The organism is Candidatus Thiodiazotropha sp. AKIB8 (assembly GCF_058244675.1).
Genome location: NZ_JBSYOO010000023.1, coordinates 1 through 23,828 on the forward strand (window position 1 = coordinate 1; position 23,828 = coordinate 23,828).

Below are 23,828 nucleotides of genomic sequence, written 5' to 3' on the forward strand. Positions count from 1 at the left end.
ATCAAGACAGATCTGTTGCTTGCGCGATATCGTCATCGCCGGCTCCTTGGCTTAGTTACATTCCTTGTATCGCCTGACTTTAACGCACCTGAATGCTCTTTTCAAATGGTGGCTGTCCCTATACCTCCCTACTAAATGGTGGCTGTCCCTATACCTCCTGTGGCTGTCCCTATACCTCCTACCTATACCTCCTATACCTCGATACCTCCCCAGCCCTATCAGGTCGTTCCAGAATCGCCGACCTGATCAAAGTAGTAAGTGACATATTCTGAAAGATTAAGATAGTTGAGTACGGTTGGGGACAATTCGGAACGACGGCAACTCTCGCTGACACTCAGATCTTCCTCCATAAGATCCAAGATCAGAGCCTCCTCTTTTGGAATCTCCGGATCATACACCAACACATTCGGTTTAAGGAGTTCTTCATGATTGATGGTAACCACGCATGCAATGCGCTGGTCTGAGAGTCGCACTACGGTCCCTGGGGGGTAAACTCCCAGATTGCTGATAAAGGCTGTAAGGATAGATGAATCGTATTTACCCCGCTCCTTACTGTACATCAGCGATACCGCTTCATAGGGCGAAAGTGAACGATTAGGATCCGCATGGTTACACAACTCGTCATAATGATCGACGACCGCAACGATGCGTGACAGCATCCCGACTTCATGTTTCAGACCCTTCGGATAGCCGCTGCCGTCCAGTCGCTCATGATGCTGTCCGATGATGGCGACAGCCTCCTCAGGCAGCGTTCCGATCTTTTTCGCCATCTCGACTCCCAGTAAGGTGTGACGCTGATAGATCTTTTCTTCGACCTCAGTTAGGGGTTCCTTCTTGAGCAGAATCTGGCTTGGGATTCGCTGGTGACCCAGGTCATGAAACAGAGCGCCAAGTCCCAACACATGCAGCTTTCTGGCATCCAGTCCCAACTTTCGGCCCAATACCAGCGACAAAGCGGTTACATTCAGTGAGTGGTAGTAACTGCTCTCGTTCTTGCCCTTCAGACTAACTAACTGCATGGTGACTTCAGTGTCTTCCGTGAGACCGACAACCATATCCCCAATCACCTCATCCGCCACACGTATAGCCTGTTCCGGTGTGGCGAATAGCACCCCCATCAGCTTGCGCACCGAATCAACCGACTTTTCATAGCGACCGGCTGTCTGGTTGAGTTTGCTGCGACGCGCTTTAAGCACCTTAATACGCTTGCGTTTTTCCTCCCAGAGCGCATCTTCGGCACTATCCTGGACCAGCTCTTCTTCTGCAGTGGCCTCGACAAGTGGAAGTGGCTGGGTATCACTTTTATCGGGATCGAACTGTAATGAAGTCAACTTGAGACTGCGTAAAGTATTCAACTGCTTCTGAGAGCGGATCTTGAAGCTACTGGTCATAAAAGGATGCTTCATCCATGGAAGATCCAAGTGGATATACAAACCTATGCAAAGTTGGTCTTTATGGATAGTCTTATCCGACATCTTTTAATAACTGCTCCGGGGTTCTGAGAGTGGCTTGAATAGTCATATATGGGCGCCACAAGTAAAGCAACTATTTACGAAGGGCGCCAACCAACCATTGTGGGGATGTGGCCTGTTATGACTATAGTATCAAGTGACATGTTCCGTAATATGGTTTTTTGTTCCCTCACAACTAGGTATGGCCACCTCGGGAATCCAATCTGATTTGCTGAGAGATTTTGGGAAGCGAGAAACAATTCGCTAGCCCTATTGGATGGTATTAGTCGCGTTATAGCCTGTGTCGCCCCCAATTCTGCGAAAGCAGGCGTAGCTCAGTCCGCTGAAACCTCAGAATTCACCACCATTGCTGAACGAACAGTACGGATAAAACGTCATCCTGACAATCCCGACAGATGGCAGATAGGGAGACTCAACTATCTCCGGGGTCGGAGTCGAATCGAGAACGGATTGGTCTGCTAGAGATATGCACTTGTGCTGTTTCGAGGTGACTCACGCTAGGGAAGCTTTCGACTCCGACCCCTCCCGCTTAAGATAACGGCATGGCAGCAGAGGCCTCAACATCTTGCCTTGTTCAGCCCAACAGACGTTTTACCGGCCCAAAAGAGCGGCGGTGGATCGGTGTTACCCCATGATCATCAAGACCAGCCAGATGTTGCTTGGTTGGGTAGCCTTTGTGCTTTGCCAATCCATAACCTGGATATTGTGCATCCAACTCTACCATCTCCCTGTCCCTGGCAACTTTGGCGATGATCGAGGCAGCACTGATCTCTGCAACACTACTGTCGCCTCCGATAACGGCCTCTGCAGGACACGCTAAGATGGGTAGATGTTTACCATCAACTAGTGCCTGATGTGGTACAACTGATAAACCTTCTACAGCCCGTTTCATTGCCAACAGACTCGCTTGTAGAATATTGATCTTATCTATCTCTTCTACCTCGGCACGCCCCAGGGACCAACAGTAGGCCTGTTCTCGAATTACAATATCGAGTGCTTCCCGTCGTTTTTCGCTCAGCTTTTTTGAGTCTGCAAGGCCCTGAATTGGCCTGTCAGGATGCAATATAACCGCAGCTGCAACCACTGGTCCGGCTAATGGCCCCCTGCCTACTTCATCAACACCTGCCACCAACTGAATTATCTGTTTGCTCTGTTTTGAACTCATGATTTACTTTGATTATCACTCATAGTCAGACAAGATTATTGGTTGGCATCCGGCTGCCAACTCTCTCTCTTCAGAATATCCTCAGAGAGGGTAGCCACAAGCTCCTTGGCCAATAATTTACGATCAATTTTTCCATTTGGATTGGTAGGAACAGTCGAGCGGAATATCACCAGGCTGGGAATCATATAGCTGGTTAATCTCTTTTTACAGGCATTTATCAACTCATCCTCAGAAACTTTTATCCCTTTGTGTGGCACCACGATCAAGGCAATGGAGTGTCCGAGTTTGGGATGTGGAAGCCCCAAGGCCACAACCTCATTCACCAGCCCGGTTGCATGAAAAATCGCTTCAATCTCATTCGGACTGACACGATATCCCGAGGTTTTAATCTGATCATCCTCTCGGCCGATAAAATAGAGATAACCTTCACTATCCTGCTTGACGATATCCCCAGACCAAACCGCCAACTCCCGATCAGCAGAGTCATCTCTCCCATTGGGAACAGGCCTAAATCGTTGAGCTGCTTCATCTTGATCGTTCCAATATCCGAGGGATACCAATGGGCCGCGATGAACCAACTCTCCTGGCTCATCTGTACCACAGGGAGTGCCATCAGGTTTCAACACCATCACTTCAGCATTTGGAATCGCAATACCCATTGAAGTCGGACGAGCCGCCACCTGATCGGGAGGCAGGTAGGTTGAACGAAAGGCCTCGGTCAGTCCATACATCAGATAGATATCTGTATCCGGAAGGTTTCGTTGCAACTGCTCAGTGGTCTCTACAGGTACAACACCACCTGAGCTGGTGACATATCTTAGATACTTAGCAATCTCTGGAGGCCAGCTCTGCTCTACCAGAGAATTCCAAAGTGGGGGGACTGCAGCAAGGCCGGTAATCTTCTCTTTTACCAAGGTGTTCAACACTTCCATTGGTAGTAGATAGTTAATCAATACTGCAGTAGCACCAACCAGAAAGGCGGTGGTCAGTTGGCTGACGCCGTAGTCGAAACTGAGGGGAAGTACGACCAAAATCCGGTCAGAAGCGCAATTGTTCAGGTATTGCGCAACACTCTTCGCCCCTGTCACCATGTTTTGGTGGCTGAGAACTACCCCCTTGGGCTGTCCGGTACTACCAGAGGTATAAAGAAGTGCTGCTATATCAGATTCATTGATTCGAGGCAGTGCGTTGAGCTGCCCCAATTGCAGAAAAGTATGCCAGGAATAGAGTCTCTGCACATCTGTGCTACTCCTTCGACTCTTGCAATCATCGATCAACACCAAATTACTGAGTTGAACCGGCTTTCCAAGATCGCCGTTCAATGCTCTATATTTGCCGCAAGTGGTTATCAATAATTTTGCATCACAATCCTGCAGTATATGAGCCACCTGATGGGGTTTCAGTACCGGGTTGACTGGTACAAAAATCGCCCCGGCGGCTACTGTGCCAAAAATCGAAACCACATTCTCAAGACATTTTGGCAGGTAGATTGCCACCCGATCTGATTTTTCGATGCCGATAGTCATCAGGGAGCTGGCAAACAGCTCGACCTCTCTGGCCAATTCACTATAAATGTGTGAGCACTCTTTGTATTGAAGGGCGCACTGATCCGGCGAGCGATTGGCAGACTCGAATATCAGTTCATGTAGTAGCGCAGCCATTGAATAAAGTATGTTTCCTTACATTCGATATTTTAAAATACTCATCTTGCATCAGAGCAAAAAAAATGGAGCCTGTCTAATTGCATAGGTATTTGAAATTTTTTCATTGTCCAGACTCAATCAGTTGAAGGATCATTTCAGCGGCTCTTGAGGCAGCATCCTGTTTCAGATGCTGATGGATCTTATGGTAACTCAGTGCGATATCTTCTCGCTGCTGAGGGTCATTAAGCAGATCAATCAAAGCTTGCCCCATGGTCTCAGCCTGGCACGCCTCCTGAAGAAATTCTGGTGCCAGCATACGTTCACTCAACAGATTAGCGATCGCCACATAAGGCGTCTTCAGAAGCTTGAATCGCCGTATCAACCAAGCTGTTAGTGGCGACACACGATAAGCTACAACCATCGGTTTTTTTAACAGTAGAGTCTCGAGTGTAGCAGTACCAGACGCTGTCAACACAACATCTGCCGCGCCAATCGCCTCTCTGGGCTGACCATCCAATAGTTTTACAGAGATCTCAGAAGATTGTCCCTTTATCGCATCGCTGAATGCCTGTTTAATCTTCTGGTTAACCATGGGAGCAACAAACTGTAGCTCTGGCTGCTGCCGTTTTAACCAAACAGCAGTTTCAACAAATGGCAAAGCCAGTCGGCTTACTTCACTCATGCGACTGCCAGGCAGAAGCGCAATTACCGGTTTCGTGGCATCTAATCCCAGTTGCTCTCTCACTTCACCAGGGTTCCTGGGCTGTAGTGGTATCTGATCTGCCAGTGGATGCCCCACATAGGCTGCAGGTACTTGATGCTGTTTTAAAAAATCCACTTCGAAATCGAAGATACAGAGCATAAGATCAACCGCTTGACGTAACTTTTTGACCCGCCCCTGGCGCCAGGCCCAGACTGTTGGGCTGACCCAGTGGGCGGTGGTAACGCCAGCCCTCTTAAGCTGAGTTTCCAGCGCCAGATTGAAATCGGGGGCATCAATACCCAGTACCAGATCAGGTGGATGCTTGAGAAAGTGATCCACCAATTGGCGTCTGGTTTTTAACAATCCTGGCAGATGACCCAGCACTTCAACCAATCCCATTACCGGGTCCATGGTTGCCAGAGAGCGACAACCTGCCGCTTCCATCAACGGCCCAGTCATCCCTTCAAAAACCATCTCAGGGGATTTTTCCTGTAGTGCCTCGATCAATGCTGCAGCCAGTTGATCACCTGACACCTCATTAACAATGATGCCAATTCGTTTGCTATGTTGTGATCTATTTGGCTGCATCAGAGAGTGCTCTGAATACTTGTTGTGAAAAGGTGTTATCGCAGGATGCCACGACCACTATGGGAAAGAAATTCCGACAGAATTCGCAATTCCGGAGTATCTGAGGCCAACTTTTCAACCTCTTCCCGCGCCGCTTCCAGGCGCTGTCCCGAGTGATAGATAATTTTGTAAGCCCGCTTAATCTGCTTTATTGCCTCCGGACTGAACCCTCTCCGACTCAACCCTTCACGATTGATCCCATGAGGTTTGGTGGGCTGTCCTGCGGCCATGAAATAGGGCGGAAGATCCATATTGATCGCAGACCCCATGCCGGAAAAGCTGTGAGCACCGATGCGGCAAAATTGATGAACTTTGGTGAATCCGCCGAGAATAGCATAGTCACCAATCTCCACATGCCCACCCAGTGAGGCGGCATTGGCGAGTATGACGTTGTCACCCAATATGCAATCGTGTGCAACATGAATATAGGCCATCAAAAGATTATCGTTGCCGATGCGGGTAATGCTCTGATCCTGAACGGTACCCCGATGAAGCGTCGCAAACTCTCTCACCACATTGCGGTCACCAATCTCCAGAAGAGTCGGTTCACCAGCATATTTTTTATCCTGAGGATCTTCTCCAACTGACGCAAACTGATAGATACGGTTATCTTTACCGATTCGGGTCGGCCCGTTGACTACCACATGAGGACCAATCACCGTTCCAGCGGCAATGCTCACATCCGCACCGATAATTGAAAAAGGTCCGACACTGACCCCCTCTTGCAATTCCGCTTTCGGATCAATAACTGCGCGTGAATCGATCAGCTGCCTATCTCCCTGGCAGTACACATGATCTCTGCAGTGGCTACGGTTCTGCCATCCACAGTAGCTGAGCAGGTAAAGAAACCAATACCCCGTTTCAACTTATTCCGAAAAACATCAATGATCAGTTGATCGCCTGGTTCGACCTGCTGTTTAAAACGTGCCTTATCAATACCGACAAACAGGTAGATGGTGGTCTCATTGACGGTTTCAGGATTAGACTCCATGGCCAAAAGACCTGTTGCCTGAGCCATCGCCTCTACAATCAGCACACCCGGCATAACCGGTTGAATCGGAAAGTGTCCATTAAAAAACGGCTCGTTATAGGTAACATTCTTAAGCGCACGCAATCGGGTATCTTTTTCATATTCCATGACCCGGTCTATGAGCAGAAAAGGATAACGGTGCGGCAGCAGGCTCAGCACCTTGTTGATGTCCATAGCGATCAAACTACCCTCCCATGACTCATGCTTCTCATTTGAATGACTCTCCGGTGAGTGTCTTCACCGCTTTTTTTAGAAATTTCAGATCTTTGGCCATCTCATCGAGATGCCTGAGTCTGGCAATCATCTTACGCCATGCGCCATTTTCCATGGCAGGCAGATTGCCACTGTAATAGCCTGGCTCGGTGAATGAGCGCGATACCAGGGCCGCCCCGGAAAAATGCACATTATCACCTATCGTCAAATGCCCTGCCAGACCGGTTTGGCCGCCGACAGTACAGTAGCTACCTACTTTCGTTGAACCAGCAATTCCGGAACAGCCGGCCATTGCTGTATGTTCACCGACCTCGACGTTGTGCGCGATCATTACCATATTATCCAGCTTGACCCCATCATGCAGAATCGTATCTTCCAGTGCGCCCCGGTCAACTGTGGTATTGGCACCAATCTCCACCTCATCACCAATCCACACCCGTCCCAGTTGCGGCACTTTGATCCATCTACCCTGATCGTTTGCCAAACCAAACCCATCCGCACCAAGTACGGCACCGGGATGTATCAAACAGCGAGCACCTATGCGGGTCCGGTGACAGAGGGTTACCCGAGCGACTAGCCGGGTCTGTTGGCCAATCTCACAATCGGACTCGATCACACTGCCTGGCCCGATGACAACATCTGCCCCAATGCGGACTCTCTCACCAATAACAGAACAAGCGCCAATTGTAGCGCTACCATCAATCTGCGCCGATTCCGCCACAACCGCCGATTCTGCTATACCTGTTTTGGTTTCCGCGACAGGAAAAAGTATGGTTGCTGCCCGAGCATAGGCCAGATATGGATTATCAGTAATCAGCGATGCCGCTGGACAGTCCATCGCCGCATCTTCAGACAGAATCACTGCTGAGGCACCCGTCTCATTGAGGTAGCGACGGTATGCCTTATTGCTGAGAAAACTCAACTGGCCTGAGCTTGCACTCTGCAGGGTAGCAACGCCATCTATTCGCAGATCCGGGTCTCCGCGAAGCTCGGCCCCGATCGCTTCAGCGATATCTCCAAGTCGATTCGACAAGTCTACTAACCCAAACCTATTCAGCTGTTCTGTTGCGGAGCTTTTCTAACACCTTCTCAGATATATCGATCTTTTTACTGAAATAGACCACACCATCTGAGACGATCAAGTCGATATTTTCACTCTTACCCACTTCCTGAATCACCTCACGAACCTGCTGACGGAGCTTTTTGAACTCCTCATTCTGGCGTAGATTCAGATCCTCACGAAATTCGGTCTGTGCATTTTTTAACTTTCGGCTACGGCTGAGAATATCCCGCTCCAAGCGCTTCACCTCTGATTCGCTCATTACCGAACCATCTCGCTGTAGCTTCTCTTCCAGTTGTTTAAGTTGCTTTTGCGATGCCAGAAGGTCTTTCTCCCTGCGGGAAAATTCTGTCTGCAACCGCTCTCTAGCCGTCTTATACTGTGGTGATTCTTCAAAAACTTTTGTGGCATTTACAAATGCGATGCGATACTCCTCGGCGTAGGCACTGCTCGAAGCAGACACAACCAGTATCAAAGCAACTAGAAATATTCGTAATGAGTTCACCCATCAACTCCCTAATTAATTTTTAGAATCCGCTACCAATTCTGAATTGCAGCGATTTAGTCTTATCACCCTCTTCCTCTTTTAGCGGATAGCCCAAGCTGAAAGAGAGTGCACCTACCGGAGAAAACCAGGATAACATTAGACCGGTAGAAGCTCTAAATCCATCCCACTTAATCTCTTCGTTATTCGCCAGATCAAATACATTGCCGACATCAACAAACATACCGGCACGCACTGTATCCTTGAAATCGTCACCAAAGACGGGAAACAGTAACTCCATCTGACCCACGATTCTAGCATTTGCTCCCAGTGCGTCATCCTGGGAATCTTTGGGACCGAGGGTATTCTCTTCAAAAGACCTGACTGACCCTATGCCACCAGCGTAGAAGTTACGAAAAAACGGTAACTCGTCGTTATTTCCGTAACCATCACCGTAACCCAGTTCACCGTTCAACTTTAAGGTCAGGCTGCTAGTCAGCGGAAAATAGTGCGCATTACGGTAACTCAAACGATAGTACTGCAGATCACTGCCCGGCGTGTTCAATTCCGCAGAGAAGATCTGGCGCCCGCCCCGATTGGGGAAAATCGCTCGATCACGGGTATCACGAATCCAGCTGCCGACCAGTTCAAAATCGGAGAATTTCTCGCCATTCTCCTCGAGAAATGATTTGATCTCATCAGAAGGAGACGACCCTTCGAAGAACTTCGTACGCTCATAGGCAAGACTGAACTTCAATCGATCATATTCGGTTACCGGTATTCCGAAATTGATTCCCAAACGCCCGACATCAGTAGAGTAGCTGGATATATTGAGCTCAGAGTAGTCGGTCTCCCGATAACTCATCTCATACCCCTGACTGACGCCATCAATGGTGTAGTAGGGATCAGTATAGACAACAGTCACCTTCTTGGTGGCATCACTGGTATCGAAGCCGGCACTGACCCGCTTTCCTGTACCAAGAAAATTATTCTGGCTGATACTGGCGTTGAACAGCACCCCCTGGGTCTCAGAGTAACCAACACCGGCGCTGAGACTGCCTGATGCCGCTTCGGTGACACTCAGATCGACATCCACCAGGTCTGTGGTCCCTGGCACAGCAGGGGTTTCCATATTAACTTCGTTAAAGAAACCTAACCGTTGCAAACGCTCTCGTGAGAGGCGGGTCTTTTCACCTGAGAACCAGGCCGATTCCATCTGACGCATCTCACGTCGCAACACCTCATCTCTGGTGGTGGAATTTCCGACAATATTGATGTAGCGGACGTAGACCCTTTTTCCAGGATCGACAAAGTAGGTGATGGCAACCTTTCGGTTCTCCCTGTCGATGTCGGGAATGCTGTTTACATTGGCAAACGCATAACCGGCATCCGAATATTTTTTATTCAACCGCTCAGCACTGGCGGTCACTCGTTTGCGGGAGAAAACCCCTCCCCGTCGCAGACGGATCAAAGGAAAGAGCTCCTCCTCATCCAGCTCAAGATCCCCGGCCAGCTTGATGTCGCTGAGGGTAAAAACATCTCCTTCATTGAGCGCTATGGTGATGTAGATATCCCTCTTATCAGGGGTTATGGAGACCTGGGTCGACTCAATCTTAAAATCGATATATCCCCGATCGAGGTAGAAGGAGCGCAAGGTCTCCAAATCACCAGACAAAGCCTGCTTGGAGTACTTATCCTTACTCGAGAAGATGGCATACCAGGCGGGAATCCCCAGTTCGAGTTCATCGAGCAGATCATCATCTTCGTAGGCCTTATTGCCAATGATGTTGATACTCTTGATACGTGCCGTCAAACCTTCAGAGATCTCGATATCCACCCCTACCCGATTGCGCTCAAGTGGTGTGACCGTGGATTTGATCTTCACACCGTACTTTCCGCGGGCAAAATATTGGCGATTGAGCTCCTGCTCTACCTGTTCTAACAGGGATCTCTTGAAGACCCGCCCCTCAGCCAAACCGATATCCTTAAGGCCCATCAACAGCCGATCATTATCCAGATCCTTGTTGCCACTGATATTTATCTCTGCGATAGCCGGCCGTTCGTGGACGAATACAATTAACACCTCACCTTCACGTTCCAGGCGTATCTCTTGAAAGAAACCGGTTTTGTGAAGCGCACGGATAATCCGGGCAGTATTTCCCGCATTTACCTCATCACCGGTTTTAACCGGCAGATAGTTGAATACCGTACCTGCAGAGATACGTTGCAAGCCTTCGACTCGAATATCTTCTACGATAAAAGCAGAAACGAGCTGAGGAAAGAGAGCACCGCCTAGCAGCAACAGAGTGGTTAAAATCCGCAAAGAAAATAGCATTATGTTTTGATACAACAGAGTTTGTTCATTATTAAACTGCTTTTTTGCAGAATCCCCCGAAACATCAGCAATTATTCGAAAGGGCGTAAGTATAAGTTATCTTATTAGTTCAGGATACAGACCTATCCTTTTGATTCATCTGCCAGGACTACCCAAAAAACCGGTTGAAATCCACATAGAAGGCAAGACTCATAACCCCAAGCAGGATGAGCAGCCCAATCTTCTGTCCCTGCTCCATGAATCTGTCGGACAATGGCTTGCCCTGAATCGCTTCAATGAGGAAATAGAAGAGATGCCCGCCATCCAATACAGGGATGGGTAACAGATTCAATACTCCCAGACTGATACTCACCACAGCAAGAAACTTCATGAAGTAGACGATACCATAACTTGCTGATTTACCTGCAGAATCAGCAATCGATAACGGCCCACTCAGATTTTTTACCGAGACCTCGCCGATGACCATTTTACCCAGCATTCTGAGCATCAACACTGAAAGATCCCAGCTTTTTTGCAGCGCATGCCCCATGGAATCCACAGGTCCGTAGCGCACGATAGCCCGATAATCATCCCAGAGGCTGTCTGGGAACTTCTGCGCACCCGCGCCTATTCTGCCATAGGGTTCACCCCCATCAGGTGCTACAGTTTTCGGGGTCACTTCAAGAAAACGTCTATCACCATCTCGATCGACCACCAGCCGCATCGTCTGATTTGGCCTCTCCCTGACATATTCGACCCAGGCTACCCAATCGCTGATCATCTGATCATCGACCTGAACGATCAGATCACCAGGCTTAAGCCCTGCAGCTTCAGCAGGTTCATCAGCAACCACTTCACCTATAATCGGAGGAATTTCTGGCCGATCCGGGGTCAAACCCAAATTGGTCAACAAGCCCCCATCCTCTGCCAGTTCAGACAGATTGTCACTGGGCAGTTGTATCAGCCGTTCATCCTGATGCTGATTCAACAATCGGATGTTGAGTGCATCCTGATCGAGTGACTGGGATAACATCACATACAGCACATTCTCCCAGGTCGGGGTGGGTTCTCCGCCGATCGAAAGAATCTGATCACCAACCACAAACCCGCTTTGCTCTGCAATAGAACCCGCTTCAACCTTTCCAATCAATGGCTTAAGGCCTGTATCCCCGGTTACGAATATCAACCAGAAAGCCAGAATGGCAAAGATAAAATTGAACAGCGGCCCTGCCACAACAATCGCACTACGCACACCGAGTGACTGCCTGTTGAATGCTTGGTCTTGCATTGATTCAGGGACCGGCGCCTCCCTCTCATCGAGCATTTTCACATATCCACCAAGAGGAATCGCTGCTACGACATACTCAGTACCATCCACTGGGCTGACCTTTTTCCAAAGAGGCCGACCAAACCCGATGGAGAAACGCAGCACCTTCACCCCCAGTTTGCGAGCCACCCAAAAATGGCCGAACTCATGCACAGCAATCAAAATTGCCAGCGCAAGAATAAATGAGACGATGGTGAAGAGTAGTGAATTCATAATGTCTATTCAGCCGATACCGCAGCTTGAGACCCTATTTTGTACAACTTGTTCCGCGGTAACCCGCGCCTTACGATCCGCATCAAGCAGGCTATCCAGATCCTTTACCTGTTCTACTGGTTGCAACTGAAGTGTCTCCTCTACAACCTCTGCGATTGCCGTAAAGCCCAAGCGCTCATTTAAAAAGGCATCGACCGCAATCTCATTTGCAGCGTTCAAAACAGCGCAGGCAGTACCGCCACTATCGATTGCCTGATAGGCCAAACCTAGACAGGGAAACCGGTCTAGATCAGGCTCTTCAAAGTCGAGGCGGCCAATTTGAAAGAGATCGAGACTGGACACTCCGGATTCAACCCTCTCTGGCCAGGCGAGGGCGTGGGCGATGGGGGTACGCATATCGGGCTGGCCTAGCTGGGCAAGCACCGAACCATCGATATATTCGACCATCGAGTGGATTACACTTTGTGGGTGTAAAACAACTTTTATCTTATCCGTCTTGGCCCTGAACAACCAGTGGGCCTCGATCACTTCAAGCCCTTTATTCATCATCGTGGCTGAATCTACAGAAATCTTCCTGCCCATATCCCAATTTGGATGAGCACAGGCCTGAGCGGGTGTCACATCATGCAACAGATCAAGAGGTGTAGTACGAAAAGGCCCACCAGATGCGGTAAGCAGTATACGTTTGATGCCGGATTGTGTCAGGTTACCCTGATAGTCATCAGGCATACATTGGAAGAGAGCATTGTGTTCACTGTCTATAGGGAGGATCTGGGCATTATGGCTCTTCACTTCCTGCATAAACAGATCACCAGCAACCACCAGGGCTTCCTTATTGGCAAGCAGCAAACGTTTACCGGCTCTAACTGCAGCCAATGCTGGCAACAACCCTGCTGCGCCGACAATTGCGGCCATAACCCAGTTTGCCTGAGGCATGGCAGCCGCAATCTCCAATCCCCTCACGCCGGATAGAACTTCGGTTGTCAGGCCTCGCTCATTCAAGGCTTTTGCCAATTGATTGGCTGACTGCTGATCCGCCATTACTGCGATTTCAGGACGAAACTGCTCACATTGACCTAGCAGCCCCTGCACATCACTGTTGGCGGTCAAAGCGACTACCCTATATTTATCCGGGTGTCGGGCAACTACATCCAGAGTACTGATACCGATCGATCCGGTCGAACCAAGGATGGTTAAACCTTTCATCATGCTTCCCCAAGCAGGATCAGGCCGAACAGGAATAGAGGTGCTGCGGCAGTCAGGCTGTCTATTCGATCCAGCATACCACCATGTCCCGGCAGCAGTGTGCCACTGTCCTTCATACCACTCTGTCGTTTGAGCACGCTTTCAAACAGATCCCCAACCACCGAAGATAGCATCGTAATCAGACAGAGCATCAGTAGCAGGGGTGCGGTGACCCAGCCAGCATCCAACAACCATATCAGGATGAAACCGAATAAAAACGCACTCGCCAAAGCCCCATATACGCCTTCCCTCGTCTTTCCGGGACTGACTTCCGGGGCCAATTTGTTGCGCCCCCAACGATGTCCTGCAAAATAGGCCCCAACATCTGCACCCCAGATCATCATCAATACAAACAACAGCAAACCGGGGCCATAGTCGGGAATTCGATGCATTGTTATCAAGGCGATCCAGGACGGGAGCAGTACGATAACCCCTTCCGCGGCCTTGATCAGTCTGTTGCTGGAGGGTTCCTGATCAGCCTTATAGCGAACAATACGCAATAGTATAAAACACCACCACAGCACAGCACCTGCCATGATAATGGGTATCCAGGATGCAGGTAGATAGAGATAGCAGCAGAGCATGAGTGAAAGCATCAACAGAGTGTAGGCTATCTGTTGCGGCAGCTGTTTCATCCCACTCAACCTGGCCCACTCCCGACTGCCTACCCCAACCACAACAGCCAGGAACAGTGCAACGTAAACCGTAGGTAAAAACAACACTGCCGAAATCACCAGTGGTGCCAGAATCAATGCGGTGATAACACGCTGTTTTAGCATAGCAGGGAACTCAAGAGGCTTCAGCAGTCTGTCCCTGAACCTGCTCTCCTGTACGGCCAAATCGTCTCTGACGGCCTGCAAAATCTTGAATTGCTGCTTCCAGGGCCTGAATATCGAAATCGGGCCAAAGCAGATCGGTGAAGTAGAGTTCGGTGTAGGCGCATTGCCATAGCAGGAAGTTGCTGATGCGTTTTTCGCCACCGGTACGGATAAAGAGATCTGGTTCAGGTACTCCTGCAAAAGAGAGGTGTTGCTCAAGCGAATGCTCATCAACATCATCTGCAGCCATCTCTCCAGACTCAACCTGTTGAGCCAGATGCCTGGCTGCCTGAGCTATATCCCAACGCCCACCGTAATTGGCCGCAACTTGCAGCAGCAATCCTTGATTGGATTCGGTTTTTTGTTCCGCCTCGGCTATTTGATTCTGGAGTTTTTCAGAAAATGCACTGCGATCGCCAATCACCTTCAGCCGAACCTTATTTCGGTCGAGTCTTTTGACCTCTTTCTTCAGCGAGCGGATGAAGAGATCCATAATCAGATTGACCTCTTTCCGAGGCCGCCGCCAGTTTTCACTGCTGAATGCGAACAGGGTGAGTACCGGGATCTGACGCACAACACATGCCTCAACCACACGACGTACTGCTTCCACACCAGCAGGATGACCAGCATAGCGAGGAAGCCCGCGTTTTTTTGCCCACCGGCCATTGCCATCCATGATAATCGCCAGGTGCCGAGGTAGTTCAGCGACGACAGTTTGAGGGTCCATTGTCATGCCGTTTGTCATAAGGATCTCATTAAATCTCCATCAAATCCTTCTCCTTCTCCTCCAGCAACTCATCAACCTTTTTAATGTGCTTGTCTGTCAGATTCTGAATTAACTCCTGGCCACGATGCTCCTCATCCTCGGAGATCATCTTCTCCTTCACCAGGTCCTTCAAATCGTGGTTGCCATCGCGGCGAATATTGCGAATAGCAACTTTGGCATTCTCTGCTTCGTGACGGACAACACGTATCAGGTCTTTACGACGCTCTTCAGTAAGGGGAGGCATTGGAACGCGCAAAACAGATCCTGCACTCATTGGATTGAGTCCCAAATCTGATGTCATAATCGCCTTCTCTACCGCTTGCACCATATTCTTTTCCCAGGGCACAACCGTCAGCGTACGCGCGTCCTCTACGTTGATATTAGCCACTTGGCTGATCGGAACATCCGATCCATAGTAGTCGACCCGCACATGATCCAGCAAACTGGGGTGTGCTCGGCCTGTACGTACCTTAGCCAACTCGTGGACCAGAGAATCAACACTCTTTCCCATGCGGGTTGCTGCATCACTTTTAATATCATCAATCATTTTCAGTTGCCTTTTTCCACCAGGGAGCCAATCGCCTCACCATGCATCAAACGCATGAGAGCACCGGAATCGTTTATATTCATAATACGAAGGGGCATGCCATTGTCCCGACACAAAACAATTGCAGTCGCATCCATAACCTGTAGATTTTCAGCCAGGGCACGATCGTAGGTCAAACGCGGGTAGAAGCTGGCCTGTGGATCTTTTACAGGGTCAGCAGAGTAGACACCATTAACTTTGGTTGCCTTGATCAATAGCTCTGCTTTGATCTCCACAGCTCTCAGGCTGGCCGCCGAATCGGTAGTGAAATAGGGGTTTCCTGTGCCTGCAGCCAGTATTGCAACTCGACCACTCTCCAAGCTATGCCGAGCGTCCCTTGCAGTAAAAGTCTCGCACACATCAGGCATACTCAAGGCGGAAAAAACATCAGACTTAACGCCAATTCGCGTCAGCATGTCCTGCATGGCCAGTGAGTTCATTACTGTTGCCAGCATGCCCATCTGGTCGCCTCTGACCCGATCGAAACCACCTTGAGCCAGACCTGCACCGCGAAAGATGTTACCACCACCGATGACTATGCCCATTTCGACACCGGCATCAATCAGGTCCTTGATCTCTTCAGCGACACGTTGAAGAACCTCTGGATCGATACCAAAGTCTCCGCCACCCATAAGGGCTTCGCCACTGAGTTTTAGCAGTATGCGCTGACAAATTAGAGAACTCATCTTAATCCCTTTCCCGGCTATACCGCTTTGGATGGTTGAAAAGGTCTGCAGATCGGAATCATAACCGATTCAGATTCCCAGATGCCGGTAAAACCGCCACCTCATATCACAAAACCGATAATCCGCCTGATGGCAAATAATCTGCTGACAGCAGACGCTGCATCTGCCAGCGATAACAATCTCATGCTGTACAGGATCCCGCAACAGGCGCGGGATCCGTTCAGTCAACTACTGATGCAGGTATTTTAAGACATCTTGGCTTGAGCCATGACCTCTTCAGCAAAATTTTCCTGCTTCTTCTCGATTCCTTCACCAACTTCAAAGCGCTTGTACTGCACAATCTGTGCACCTTTGCTCTTCAGCAGTTTTTCAACACTGGTATCCGGATCCTTCACAAATGCCTGACCCAACAGGGTATTTTCAGAAAGGTACTTACGCATGCGACCATCGACCATTTTGGTGACAATCTCATCCGGCTTTCCACTCTCTTTTGCCTGGGCAGTTACGATCTCACGCTCTTTATCGAGCAGATCCTGAGGCATCTGCTCAGCTGAGAGACAGATTGGATTGGTTGCAGCAATGTGCATTGCCAGATCACGACCCAGCTCTTCATCACCGCCTTCAAGTTCGAGAACCACACCGATCCGCACACCGTGACGATAGTTGACCAGGGTACCTGAGGAGGCCTGAAAGCGGGCAAAACGCCGCACATTCATGTTTTCACCCAGTTTAGAAATCAGTGCTTCTCGAGCCTGATTGACTGTGGTCTCTTCACCTTCATGCAGAGGTTGCTCCATCAGTGAGGCAACGTCATCCGAGCCTCCTGCCAGAACACGTTCAGCAACAGCCTCAGCAAAGGAAGTGAAATTGTCATCCTTGCCGACAAAATCAGTTTCACAATTGACTTCAACCATCGCCCCTTGGGTCTTGTCGTCGTTAAAGCTCAAGACGATGATACCTTCAGCAGCAATCCTGCCTGCCTTTTTGGCAGCTTTCGCCTGACCGGATTTGCGCATCTGTTCGATGGCTGCATCCACGTCACCGTTGGACTCAACCAACGCCTTCTTACACTCCATCATACCTGCGCCAGTACGATCGCGCAGTTCCTTCACCAGAGAGGCTGTAATCGCCATAATACGCCTACCTTAAATATAAGTAATGAAATATGTCTGAATGGGATTTTGACCGAACTCCGAAGAATCCAGTCACTGTTTGGATAGCTTAGGCCTGATCCGGCGCCACCTCGACAAATTCCTCATTGCTGTCCGATCCGACGCTATTAGCAGCACTGGCACGACCTTCGAGGATCGCGGCAGAAGCACCCTGCACATACAGTTGAACGGCACGGATGGCATCGTCATTGCCAGGAATCACATAGTCGATATCATCTGGATCATTGTTGGTATCTACCACACCAATCACAGGAATACCCAGCTTGCGCGCTTCGGCCACAGCATTTTTCTCGTGACCGACGTCAATAATATAGAGTGCGTCAGGCAGGCCATTCATGTTTTTGATGCCGCCCAGGCTACGCTCCAGTTTTTCCAGCTCGCGGCTGAGACCCAGAGCCTCTTTCTTATTGAAACGGTGATCGACACTACCGTCTTCAAACATGGCCTCAAGCTCTTTAAGACGCTTGATAGACTGCTTGATGGTTTTGAAGTTGGTCAGCATGCCACCCAGCCAACGATGGTTGACGAAAGGCATACCACAACGCTCTGCCTCTTCGCGCACTACGTTTTGAGCAGCACGCTTGGTGCCAACAAAAAGGACTTTTCCGCCATTTGCGGAGAGAGATCCAATGAAATTCATCGCATCTTTGAACAGAGGCATTGTCTTTTCAAGATTTACAATGTGAATCTTGTTGCGATGTCCAAAGATGTAAGAACCCATTTTAGGGTTCCAATAACGGGTCTGATGCCCAAAATGTACGCCTGCCTCAAGCATCTGGCGCATTGATACTTCACTCATGAGTGACTCCTAATTGTATTGGGTTGAACCTCCACATACCCCATAATCCAACCTCATGATGCTGTTTTATAAGCAAATTATTGCTATAAACAGGATCATCCAAGGCACCCAGGACCACGTGTCGGTATGTGTGTGTTTTTACCCGCGAGAATAACCCTAGGGCTTCCGCGGACTTGGAATGCTGAACCGTTTGCGATTCAGCGGGGCGTTTTATACCATAACCTGCTTGACGCGACAATCTTGCCGCACTCCCCTTCACCCTTAACCTCCCGGACTATCAAGCGATTTCACATGGGCGTCACAATTAAAACAGCGGAAGAGATAGATAAGATGCGGCAGGCTGGAAAACTGGCCGCTGAAGTTCTGGATATCATTGCACCCCATATCCAACCTGGTGTGACAACACTGGAGCTGGATCAAATTTGCCATGAACATATCGTGAATGCACAGCGGGCTATCCCGGCACCATTGAACTACCGGGGCTTTCCCAAATCGATCTGCACTTCAGTAAACCAGGTTGTCTGTCACGGCATTCCCAATGAAAAGAGGCTAAAAAAGGGGGATATCGTGAATATCGATATTACTGTCATCAAAGATGGCTACCACGGGGATACAAGCAAAATGTTCACTGTCGGACAGCCCACAGTTCTCGCGAAGCGTCTGATCGAAGTCACCCAGGACGCCCTATGGCTGGGTATCAACAAGGTAAAACCCGGATGTCGACTTGGAGATATCGGCAGTGTCATTCAGGAATTTGTTGAAAATCACCACTATACGGTAGTACGGGAATATTGCGGTCATGGTATCGGCAAAGCATTTCATGAAGACCCTCAGGTACTCCACTATGGCCAGGCTGGAACCGGCCTGGAACTCCTGCCTGGCATGTGTTTCACCATTGAGCCGATGGTCAATGCCGGTAAGCAACAGGTCAAACTCAAACCGGATGGCTGGACTGTCATCACAAAAGACCGTAGCCTTTCAGCACAATTCGAACATACGATTCTGGTTACTGAAAACGGCTTTGAAGTACTGACTCTTCGGGAAGAAGAGCGTGGCCGGTACGCTTAATTGACCCACAACTCAATCAGTGACTGTCGCCCTGCCACAGACCAACGCCTAATATGATCGACTATCCAGCCCTGAAAGAGGCATTCACTCACGACGTTTCACCCATTCAGCCCTGCAAGGACTATCTAAAGCGGTATGCGGAGGATGTCGATGAACGCTTTTCTACCGGTCAGACGCCGACAAGTGAACTGGTTGCGGAGCGGGCCCTTCTCGTTGATGAGATACTGAAACGGGCCTGGGAACGCTTTTTTCCTGACCAGACCACAGCAACCCTGATTGCTGTAGGTGGATATGGACGTGGTGAACTACATCCTGCATCCGATATCGATATTATGGTTTTGCTGGAACGCGAGAGTCAGTTCGAAGCGTTTGAAGATCATTTACAGCAATTCCTCACCCTGCTGTGGGATATCGGCCTTGAAATTGGTCAGAGCGTAAGAACCATCAAAGATACGGTACGGCAGGCTGAGCAGGATATTACAGTCATTACCAATCTCATTGAGGCCCGCTTTTTAACTGGCTCCAAACCACTTTTCAAAACAATGCTGCAGGCGATCGGCCCTGACAAGATTTGGAACAGCCACGACTTTTTCGAAGCAAAATGGGATGAGCAGAATAGGCGCCATGCCAAACAGGGTTGCAGCCTGAGTAATCTGGAGCCGAATATCAAGGAGAGTCCCGGGGGATTGCGTGATATTCAAATGATCGGCTGGGTTGCCAAGCGCCACTTCCAAATCAAGGACCTGCATGATCTGGTTAACTACAAATTTCTGACCGAGGCGGAATACCAGACCCTGATAGAAGGTCAGAATCATCTATGGCGTGTGCGATTTGCCTTACACCTTCTGACAGGACGTTGCGATGACCGACTACTGTTCGATCATCAGCGAACTCTGGCCTCTTACCTCGGTTACGACGCGGATCACGCCAACCTGGCTGTCGAGTTTTTCATGCGTGACTACTATCGCACGGTTATGGAACTCAGCCGACTCAACGAGATGCTACTGCAACATTTCCAAGAGAGCATACTGCTGAAAGACAATCTCGGTGAACCCGTTGAACTCAATCACCGCTTCCAACAGCGTAGTCAATTCCTCGAAGTATCACATGAGGGGATATTCAAGCGTTACCCCACTGCCCTGCTTGAACTCTTTCTGGTCATCCAGGAGAACCCGGAACTTAAAGGGGTCAGAGCCAGCACCATACGATTGATTCGAAGCCATACCTACCTGATTGATGAGGCATTCCGGCAGGATATACGGGCCCAGAGTCTGTTCATGGAGATTCTTCGCCAACCGGCAGGGCTGACAAGGGCACTGCGTCGAATGAATATCTATGGCGTCCTGGCGGCCTATATCCCCAAGTTTGAGGATATCGTCGGGCGGATGCAGTACGACCTTTTCCATGTCTATACAGTTGATGAACACACATTGATGGTGGTTCGAAATATTCGCCGGTTGAGTGTAGCTAAATATGCAGAAGAGTATCCATTCTGTACTCATTTAGCCAATACCCTGCCAAAAGAGGAACTTATCTATCTGGCCGCCCTCTTCCACGACATCGCCAAAGGGCGCGGCGGCAACCATTCAGAACTGGGCGCAGAGGATGCCTACGACTTTTGTCGTCTACACCATTTGAGTGAATACGACAGCCAGCTGGTCAGCTGGCTGGTACGTCACCACCTGGTGATGTCGATGACTGCACAACGCAAAGACATCACAGATCCCAAAGTAGTACAGGAATTTGCAGCACTGGTTGGTGATCTGAACCGCCTGACCTACCTCTATTTGCTCACCTTCGCTGATAGCCGTGCAACTAACCCAGGGGCCTGGAACTCATGGAAGGACTCTCTACTGCGTGACCTGTTCAACGCTACCCGTCGTGCACTGATCCGAGGATTGGAGAATCCGCTCGTTCAAGATGATTTGATTCGGGAGAAGCAGCTGGCCGCCCTGCACCAGTTGTTAAACCAACAGATCGACGAGCCAGCAATTCGACAGCTCTGGTCCACTTTTACCCACGAGTACTTTCTCACCCACTCCCCGAATGCAATTCAGCGCCACACAAAGTCTATTCTGCAGACACCCCCGGATCAGTTTCCATTGATTCAGATGCGCCAGACTGAGAAAAGAGGGGGCACTGAAGTACTCTATTACGGCCCCGACCGGGACAATCTTTTCGCAGTCACCACGACGCTACTCGATCAACTCTCCCTATCGATAGTCAACGCTCGTGTTATGAGCACTTTGAATGGTCACTCCCTCAACTCATACCTGGTTCTGGAAGATGACGGCTCACCTGTGGAATTCGGCCTGCGTAGTGACGAAATCGTCAGCACCCTGACCGAGGGCCTGATCCAGGAGGGCGACCAACCACTCACTGTAAGTCGTCGTATTCCCAGGCAAAACAAGCATTTCGACAACTCAACTGATATTTTCTTCACCCAGGAACCCACCCTGGAACGCACCATCATGCGCCTGGTCACCCTGGATCGACCAGGTCTGCTCTCTGACGTTGGACAGGCCTTCGAAAAATGTAAAATCCGCTTACAGCATGCCAAAATCACCACCCTGGGTGCCCGAGTGGAAGATATCTTCTTTATCACAGACCGCCAAAATAAGCCCCTTTGGGCCAACTCCAAGCTTGAGTGCCTGAAGAACGCCGTTATGGACCGGATGCCCGAGTCTGTTGATAATCCAGAGTAGTGTGCCGAGCGGAAAACATAGTTTCCTGGTTATCCAGGCATTCTTAGAATTTTCTTGGATATGAAATCAGATGAACTATTTCCCGCCCTGGGAATCAATGGCTCTGAATCTGAGATTTTGTAAGTCGCTCTACCTATTGTAATTATTTCACAATACAAAAACTCTGCAGAGAGACCCTGTGATTACGGAATGAGGACTACTTCAGGAATATCAATGAATTGTCACATTTCAAAATAGTATTATGCTTTATAATAGGCAATTAGGTTTTAGATACCTCATTCTTAAATTCAAACGTTATTGTGCAAATTACCGTGCCAATACCATTCAGTATCGTATGATCACCAAAATGGATTCTGGCAACAGAAAGCAACGGTAGGAAACCATGAAAAAATCAGCTCTTTTTACAATCGTTACCCTCACTTATGCGCTGACCTCCTGTGGCGGCGGAGGTGGCGGTGACAACACAACGACTGATAACAACAATAACAATCCTCCCCAGGATGAACCCACCGTACAGCAACTGAACTGGGTTGCACCCTCCACCCGCACAGATGGCAGTGTTCTCGATCTCAGTGAATTGGGGGGATTCAAGCTCTATGCTGGCACCCAAGAGAATATCCTGGAGTTAATTGCTGACATTCAGGATAGCGATGCAACCAGTTACGATCTTTCAAGTTTTGCGGCCGGTGATTACTATTTTGGTATCGTAGCTTACGATTCAGATGGACTGCAGAGCCCGGTATCTGACCGGATAGTCAAAACCATTACAGAATAAAAAAACCCTGATCTCTCGATCAGGGTTTTTTTGGTTACTCAAGGATTGTCGGAGGGCTTGGCGGGTTTCCCGCGATGAAGCCTTCAGGTGGTCCAATGTAATTATCATCGATAACCAGCTTATCAATTATGAAGTAGTTATCTGGATGCGCTGCCGATGCAGTGTTGAAGTAACCACCAAGAACGTCAATGTAGTTGAACGTGCCACCTGGGCCAGCCATCTGTTGCTGCACATACAAGCCATTCAGAGCACCATCCTGTGTTGTAATGTAGAGCCTGATAACACCAGTACGGGAATTGGCTGAAAACTCAACGCTGACCCACTCTTCTGATCGTGCGTAAGGCGCTGCACCAATCCTGTACGAATCTGTGCCATCGGGCCAGAAATCGCCACCCTCATATTGACAAACCGTGTTGTCACAAGCGCCCCAGGTTCGATAGGTGCCGTCATCATAGACCCGGCCACCGATCATCGGTCTTTCACGATAGTCATTTCGGTTAAATATGATGACCTTGGTGTGAGTCAGCCCAGCTGAGTTGAATCTGGATCCGTGACGGATTAGAAACCTTACATTGAGCTGCTCTGTATCCATGCCCTGGAACTGTCCCAGGCCGTTATAGCCCTGATCAACAGTTATGGGAAAGAACTTTGCAGCGCCGCCGCCATCCCATCCGCCGTTAGACATCCACTCATGCCGGGCACCATTGGTCACCCAAACGAGATCCTGATAATTGTTGGCCTCAAAATCCTCGCTGAAAGGAAACGAGGAGATTCTACGCTCAGCAGAACTGCTTAGTGGCAGCAGAATAAAAAATAGGGCGAGCAAGGCGATGACTGCATAGCGTTTATGCAGAGTTGGTAAACGTTTACTGGTGTTATTTGACATTTTCAGCCTCAGGCAAGATACAAATCCAATTCGTAAGGAAGTTTAAATTCCCGCCATGAAAAATTTGTTGA

22 protein-coding genes are annotated in these 23,828 nt (G+C 49.4%); 4 read left to right on the forward strand and 18 right to left on the reverse strand.

Annotated elements, in window-relative coordinates; all coding sequences use genetic code 11:
- Positions 1–218: 218 nt before the first annotated feature.
- From AC4IFB_RS04215 to pyrH, 15 genes are all read right to left on the reverse strand, one after another.
- Complete coding sequence (locus AC4IFB_RS04215; RefSeq protein WP_490779470.1) at positions 219–1,475, reverse strand: cyclic di-GMP phosphodiesterase; 1,257 nt, start codon at positions 1,473–1,475, stop codon at positions 219–221.
- A gap of 571 nt (positions 1,476–2,046) precedes the next feature.
- The gene (gene rnhB, locus AC4IFB_RS04220) at positions 2,047–2,637 is read right to left on the reverse strand and encodes a ribonuclease HII (RefSeq protein ID WP_490779471.1); all 591 of its coding nucleotides are present in this window, start codon (positions 2,635–2,637) and stop codon (positions 2,047–2,049) included.
- Between the two features lie 35 nt (positions 2,638–2,672).
- A complete protein-coding gene (locus tag AC4IFB_RS04225) occupies positions 2,673–4,298 on the reverse strand; it encodes an acyl-CoA ligase (AMP-forming), exosortase A system-associated (RefSeq protein ID WP_490778304.1) in 1,626 nt (541 codons plus the stop codon).
- A gap of 103 nt (positions 4,299–4,401) precedes the next feature.
- Positions 4,402–5,571, reverse strand: coding sequence for a lipid-A-disaccharide synthase (gene lpxB / locus AC4IFB_RS04230; RefSeq protein WP_490778305.1), 1,170 nt, complete (start codon positions 5,569–5,571; stop codon positions 4,402–4,404).
- 35 nt (positions 5,572–5,606) lie between these two features.
- Entirely contained in the window at positions 5,607–6,401 is a 795-nt protein-coding gene (gene lpxA / locus AC4IFB_RS04235) for an acyl-ACP--UDP-N-acetylglucosamine O-acyltransferase (protein WP_490778306.1), read from the reverse strand.
- Positions 6,374–6,814, reverse strand: a complete 441-nt coding sequence (gene fabZ / locus AC4IFB_RS04240) for a 3-hydroxyacyl-ACP dehydratase FabZ (protein ID WP_490778372.1) — start codon at positions 6,812–6,814, stop codon at positions 6,374–6,376. The genes lpxA and fabZ overlap by 28 nt, the downstream gene beginning before the upstream one ends.
- A gap of 34 nt (positions 6,815–6,848) precedes the next feature.
- On the reverse strand, positions 6,849–7,886 hold the full coding sequence (gene lpxD / locus AC4IFB_RS04245; protein ID WP_490778307.1) for a UDP-3-O-(3-hydroxymyristoyl)glucosamine N-acyltransferase: 1,038 nt from the start codon (positions 7,884–7,886) through the stop codon (positions 6,849–6,851).
- 16 nt (positions 7,887–7,902) lie between these two features.
- Positions 7,903–8,418 (reverse strand): OmpH/Skp family outer membrane protein, encoded by a 516-nt coding sequence (locus AC4IFB_RS04250; RefSeq protein WP_490778308.1) that lies wholly within the window; start codon positions 8,416–8,418, stop codon positions 7,903–7,905.
- A 22-nt stretch (positions 8,419–8,440) separates the two neighbouring features.
- Entirely contained in the window at positions 8,441–10,732 is a 2,292-nt protein-coding gene (gene bamA / locus AC4IFB_RS04255; protein ID WP_490778309.1) for an outer membrane protein assembly factor BamA, read from the reverse strand.
- A 148-nt stretch (positions 10,733–10,880) separates the two neighbouring features.
- The gene (gene rseP / locus AC4IFB_RS04260) at positions 10,881–12,251 is read right to left on the reverse strand and encodes an RIP metalloprotease RseP (protein WP_490778310.1); all 1,371 of its coding nucleotides are present in this window, start codon (positions 12,249–12,251) and stop codon (positions 10,881–10,883) included.
- A 9-nt stretch (positions 12,252–12,260) separates the two neighbouring features.
- The gene (gene ispC, locus AC4IFB_RS04265) at positions 12,261–13,457 is read right to left on the reverse strand and encodes a 1-deoxy-D-xylulose-5-phosphate reductoisomerase (RefSeq protein ID WP_490778373.1); all 1,197 of its coding nucleotides are present in this window, start codon (positions 13,455–13,457) and stop codon (positions 12,261–12,263) included.
- Positions 13,457–14,275, reverse strand: coding sequence for a phosphatidate cytidylyltransferase (locus AC4IFB_RS04270; RefSeq protein WP_490778311.1), 819 nt, complete (start codon positions 14,273–14,275; stop codon positions 13,457–13,459). Before AC4IFB_RS04270 ends, ispC begins: the two co-directional genes overlap by 1 nt.
- Positions 14,276–14,285: 10 nt before the next feature.
- A complete protein-coding gene (gene uppS / locus AC4IFB_RS04275) occupies positions 14,286–15,059 on the reverse strand; it encodes an undecaprenyl pyrophosphate synthase (protein WP_490778312.1) in 774 nt (257 codons plus the stop codon).
- Between the two features lie 10 nt (positions 15,060–15,069).
- On the reverse strand, positions 15,070–15,627 hold the full coding sequence (frr, locus tag AC4IFB_RS04280; protein WP_490778313.1) for a ribosome recycling factor: 558 nt from the start codon (positions 15,625–15,627) through the stop codon (positions 15,070–15,072).
- Between the two features lie 2 nt (positions 15,628–15,629).
- The gene (gene pyrH / locus AC4IFB_RS04285) at positions 15,630–16,352 is read right to left on the reverse strand and encodes a UMP kinase (RefSeq protein ID WP_490779472.1); all 723 of its coding nucleotides are present in this window, start codon (positions 16,350–16,352) and stop codon (positions 15,630–15,632) included.
- A gap of 81 nt (positions 16,353–16,433) precedes the next feature.
- On the opposite strand from pyrH, the gene AC4IFB_RS04290 reads away from it, so the two are divergent.
- Positions 16,434–16,601: a hypothetical protein gene (locus AC4IFB_RS04290; protein WP_490778315.1), complete on the forward strand. Its 168-nt coding sequence runs from the start codon at positions 16,434–16,436 to the stop codon at positions 16,599–16,601.
- Here the strand turns inward: AC4IFB_RS04290 and tsf are convergent.
- Together tsf and rpsB are read right to left on the reverse strand one after the other, a co-directional pair.
- Positions 16,598–17,485 (reverse strand): translation elongation factor Ts, encoded by an 888-nt coding sequence (gene tsf / locus AC4IFB_RS04295; protein ID WP_490778316.1) that lies wholly within the window; start codon positions 17,483–17,485, stop codon positions 16,598–16,600. The two genes, AC4IFB_RS04290 and tsf, sit on opposite strands and share 4 nt — an antisense overlap.
- A gap of 88 nt (positions 17,486–17,573) precedes the next feature.
- Complete coding sequence (gene rpsB / locus AC4IFB_RS04300; RefSeq protein WP_490778374.1) at positions 17,574–18,308, reverse strand: 30S ribosomal protein S2; 735 nt, start codon at positions 18,306–18,308, stop codon at positions 17,574–17,576.
- Positions 18,309–18,614: 306 nt separating this feature from the next.
- Here rpsB and map point away from each other — a divergent pair, with 306 nt between their 5' ends.
- From map to AC4IFB_RS04315, 3 genes are all read left to right on the forward strand, one after another.
- Positions 18,615–19,391 (forward strand): type I methionyl aminopeptidase, encoded by a 777-nt coding sequence (map, locus tag AC4IFB_RS04305; protein WP_490779473.1) that lies wholly within the window; start codon positions 18,615–18,617, stop codon positions 19,389–19,391.
- Between the two features lie 53 nt (positions 19,392–19,444).
- On the forward strand, positions 19,445–22,096 hold the full coding sequence (gene glnD / locus AC4IFB_RS04310; protein WP_490778318.1) for a [protein-PII] uridylyltransferase: 2,652 nt from the start codon (positions 19,445–19,447) through the stop codon (positions 22,094–22,096).
- A 382-nt stretch (positions 22,097–22,478) separates the two neighbouring features.
- The gene (locus tag AC4IFB_RS04315) at positions 22,479–22,871 is read left to right on the forward strand and encodes a hypothetical protein (protein WP_490778319.1); all 393 of its coding nucleotides are present in this window, start codon (positions 22,479–22,481) and stop codon (positions 22,869–22,871) included.
- Between the two features lie 34 nt (positions 22,872–22,905).
- Here AC4IFB_RS04315 and AC4IFB_RS04320 read toward each other — a convergent pair whose 3' ends face one another.
- The gene (locus tag AC4IFB_RS04320; protein WP_490778320.1) at positions 22,906–23,757 is read right to left on the reverse strand and encodes a hypothetical protein; all 852 of its coding nucleotides are present in this window, start codon (positions 23,755–23,757) and stop codon (positions 22,906–22,908) included.
- Positions 23,758–23,828: the final 71 nt, after the last annotated feature.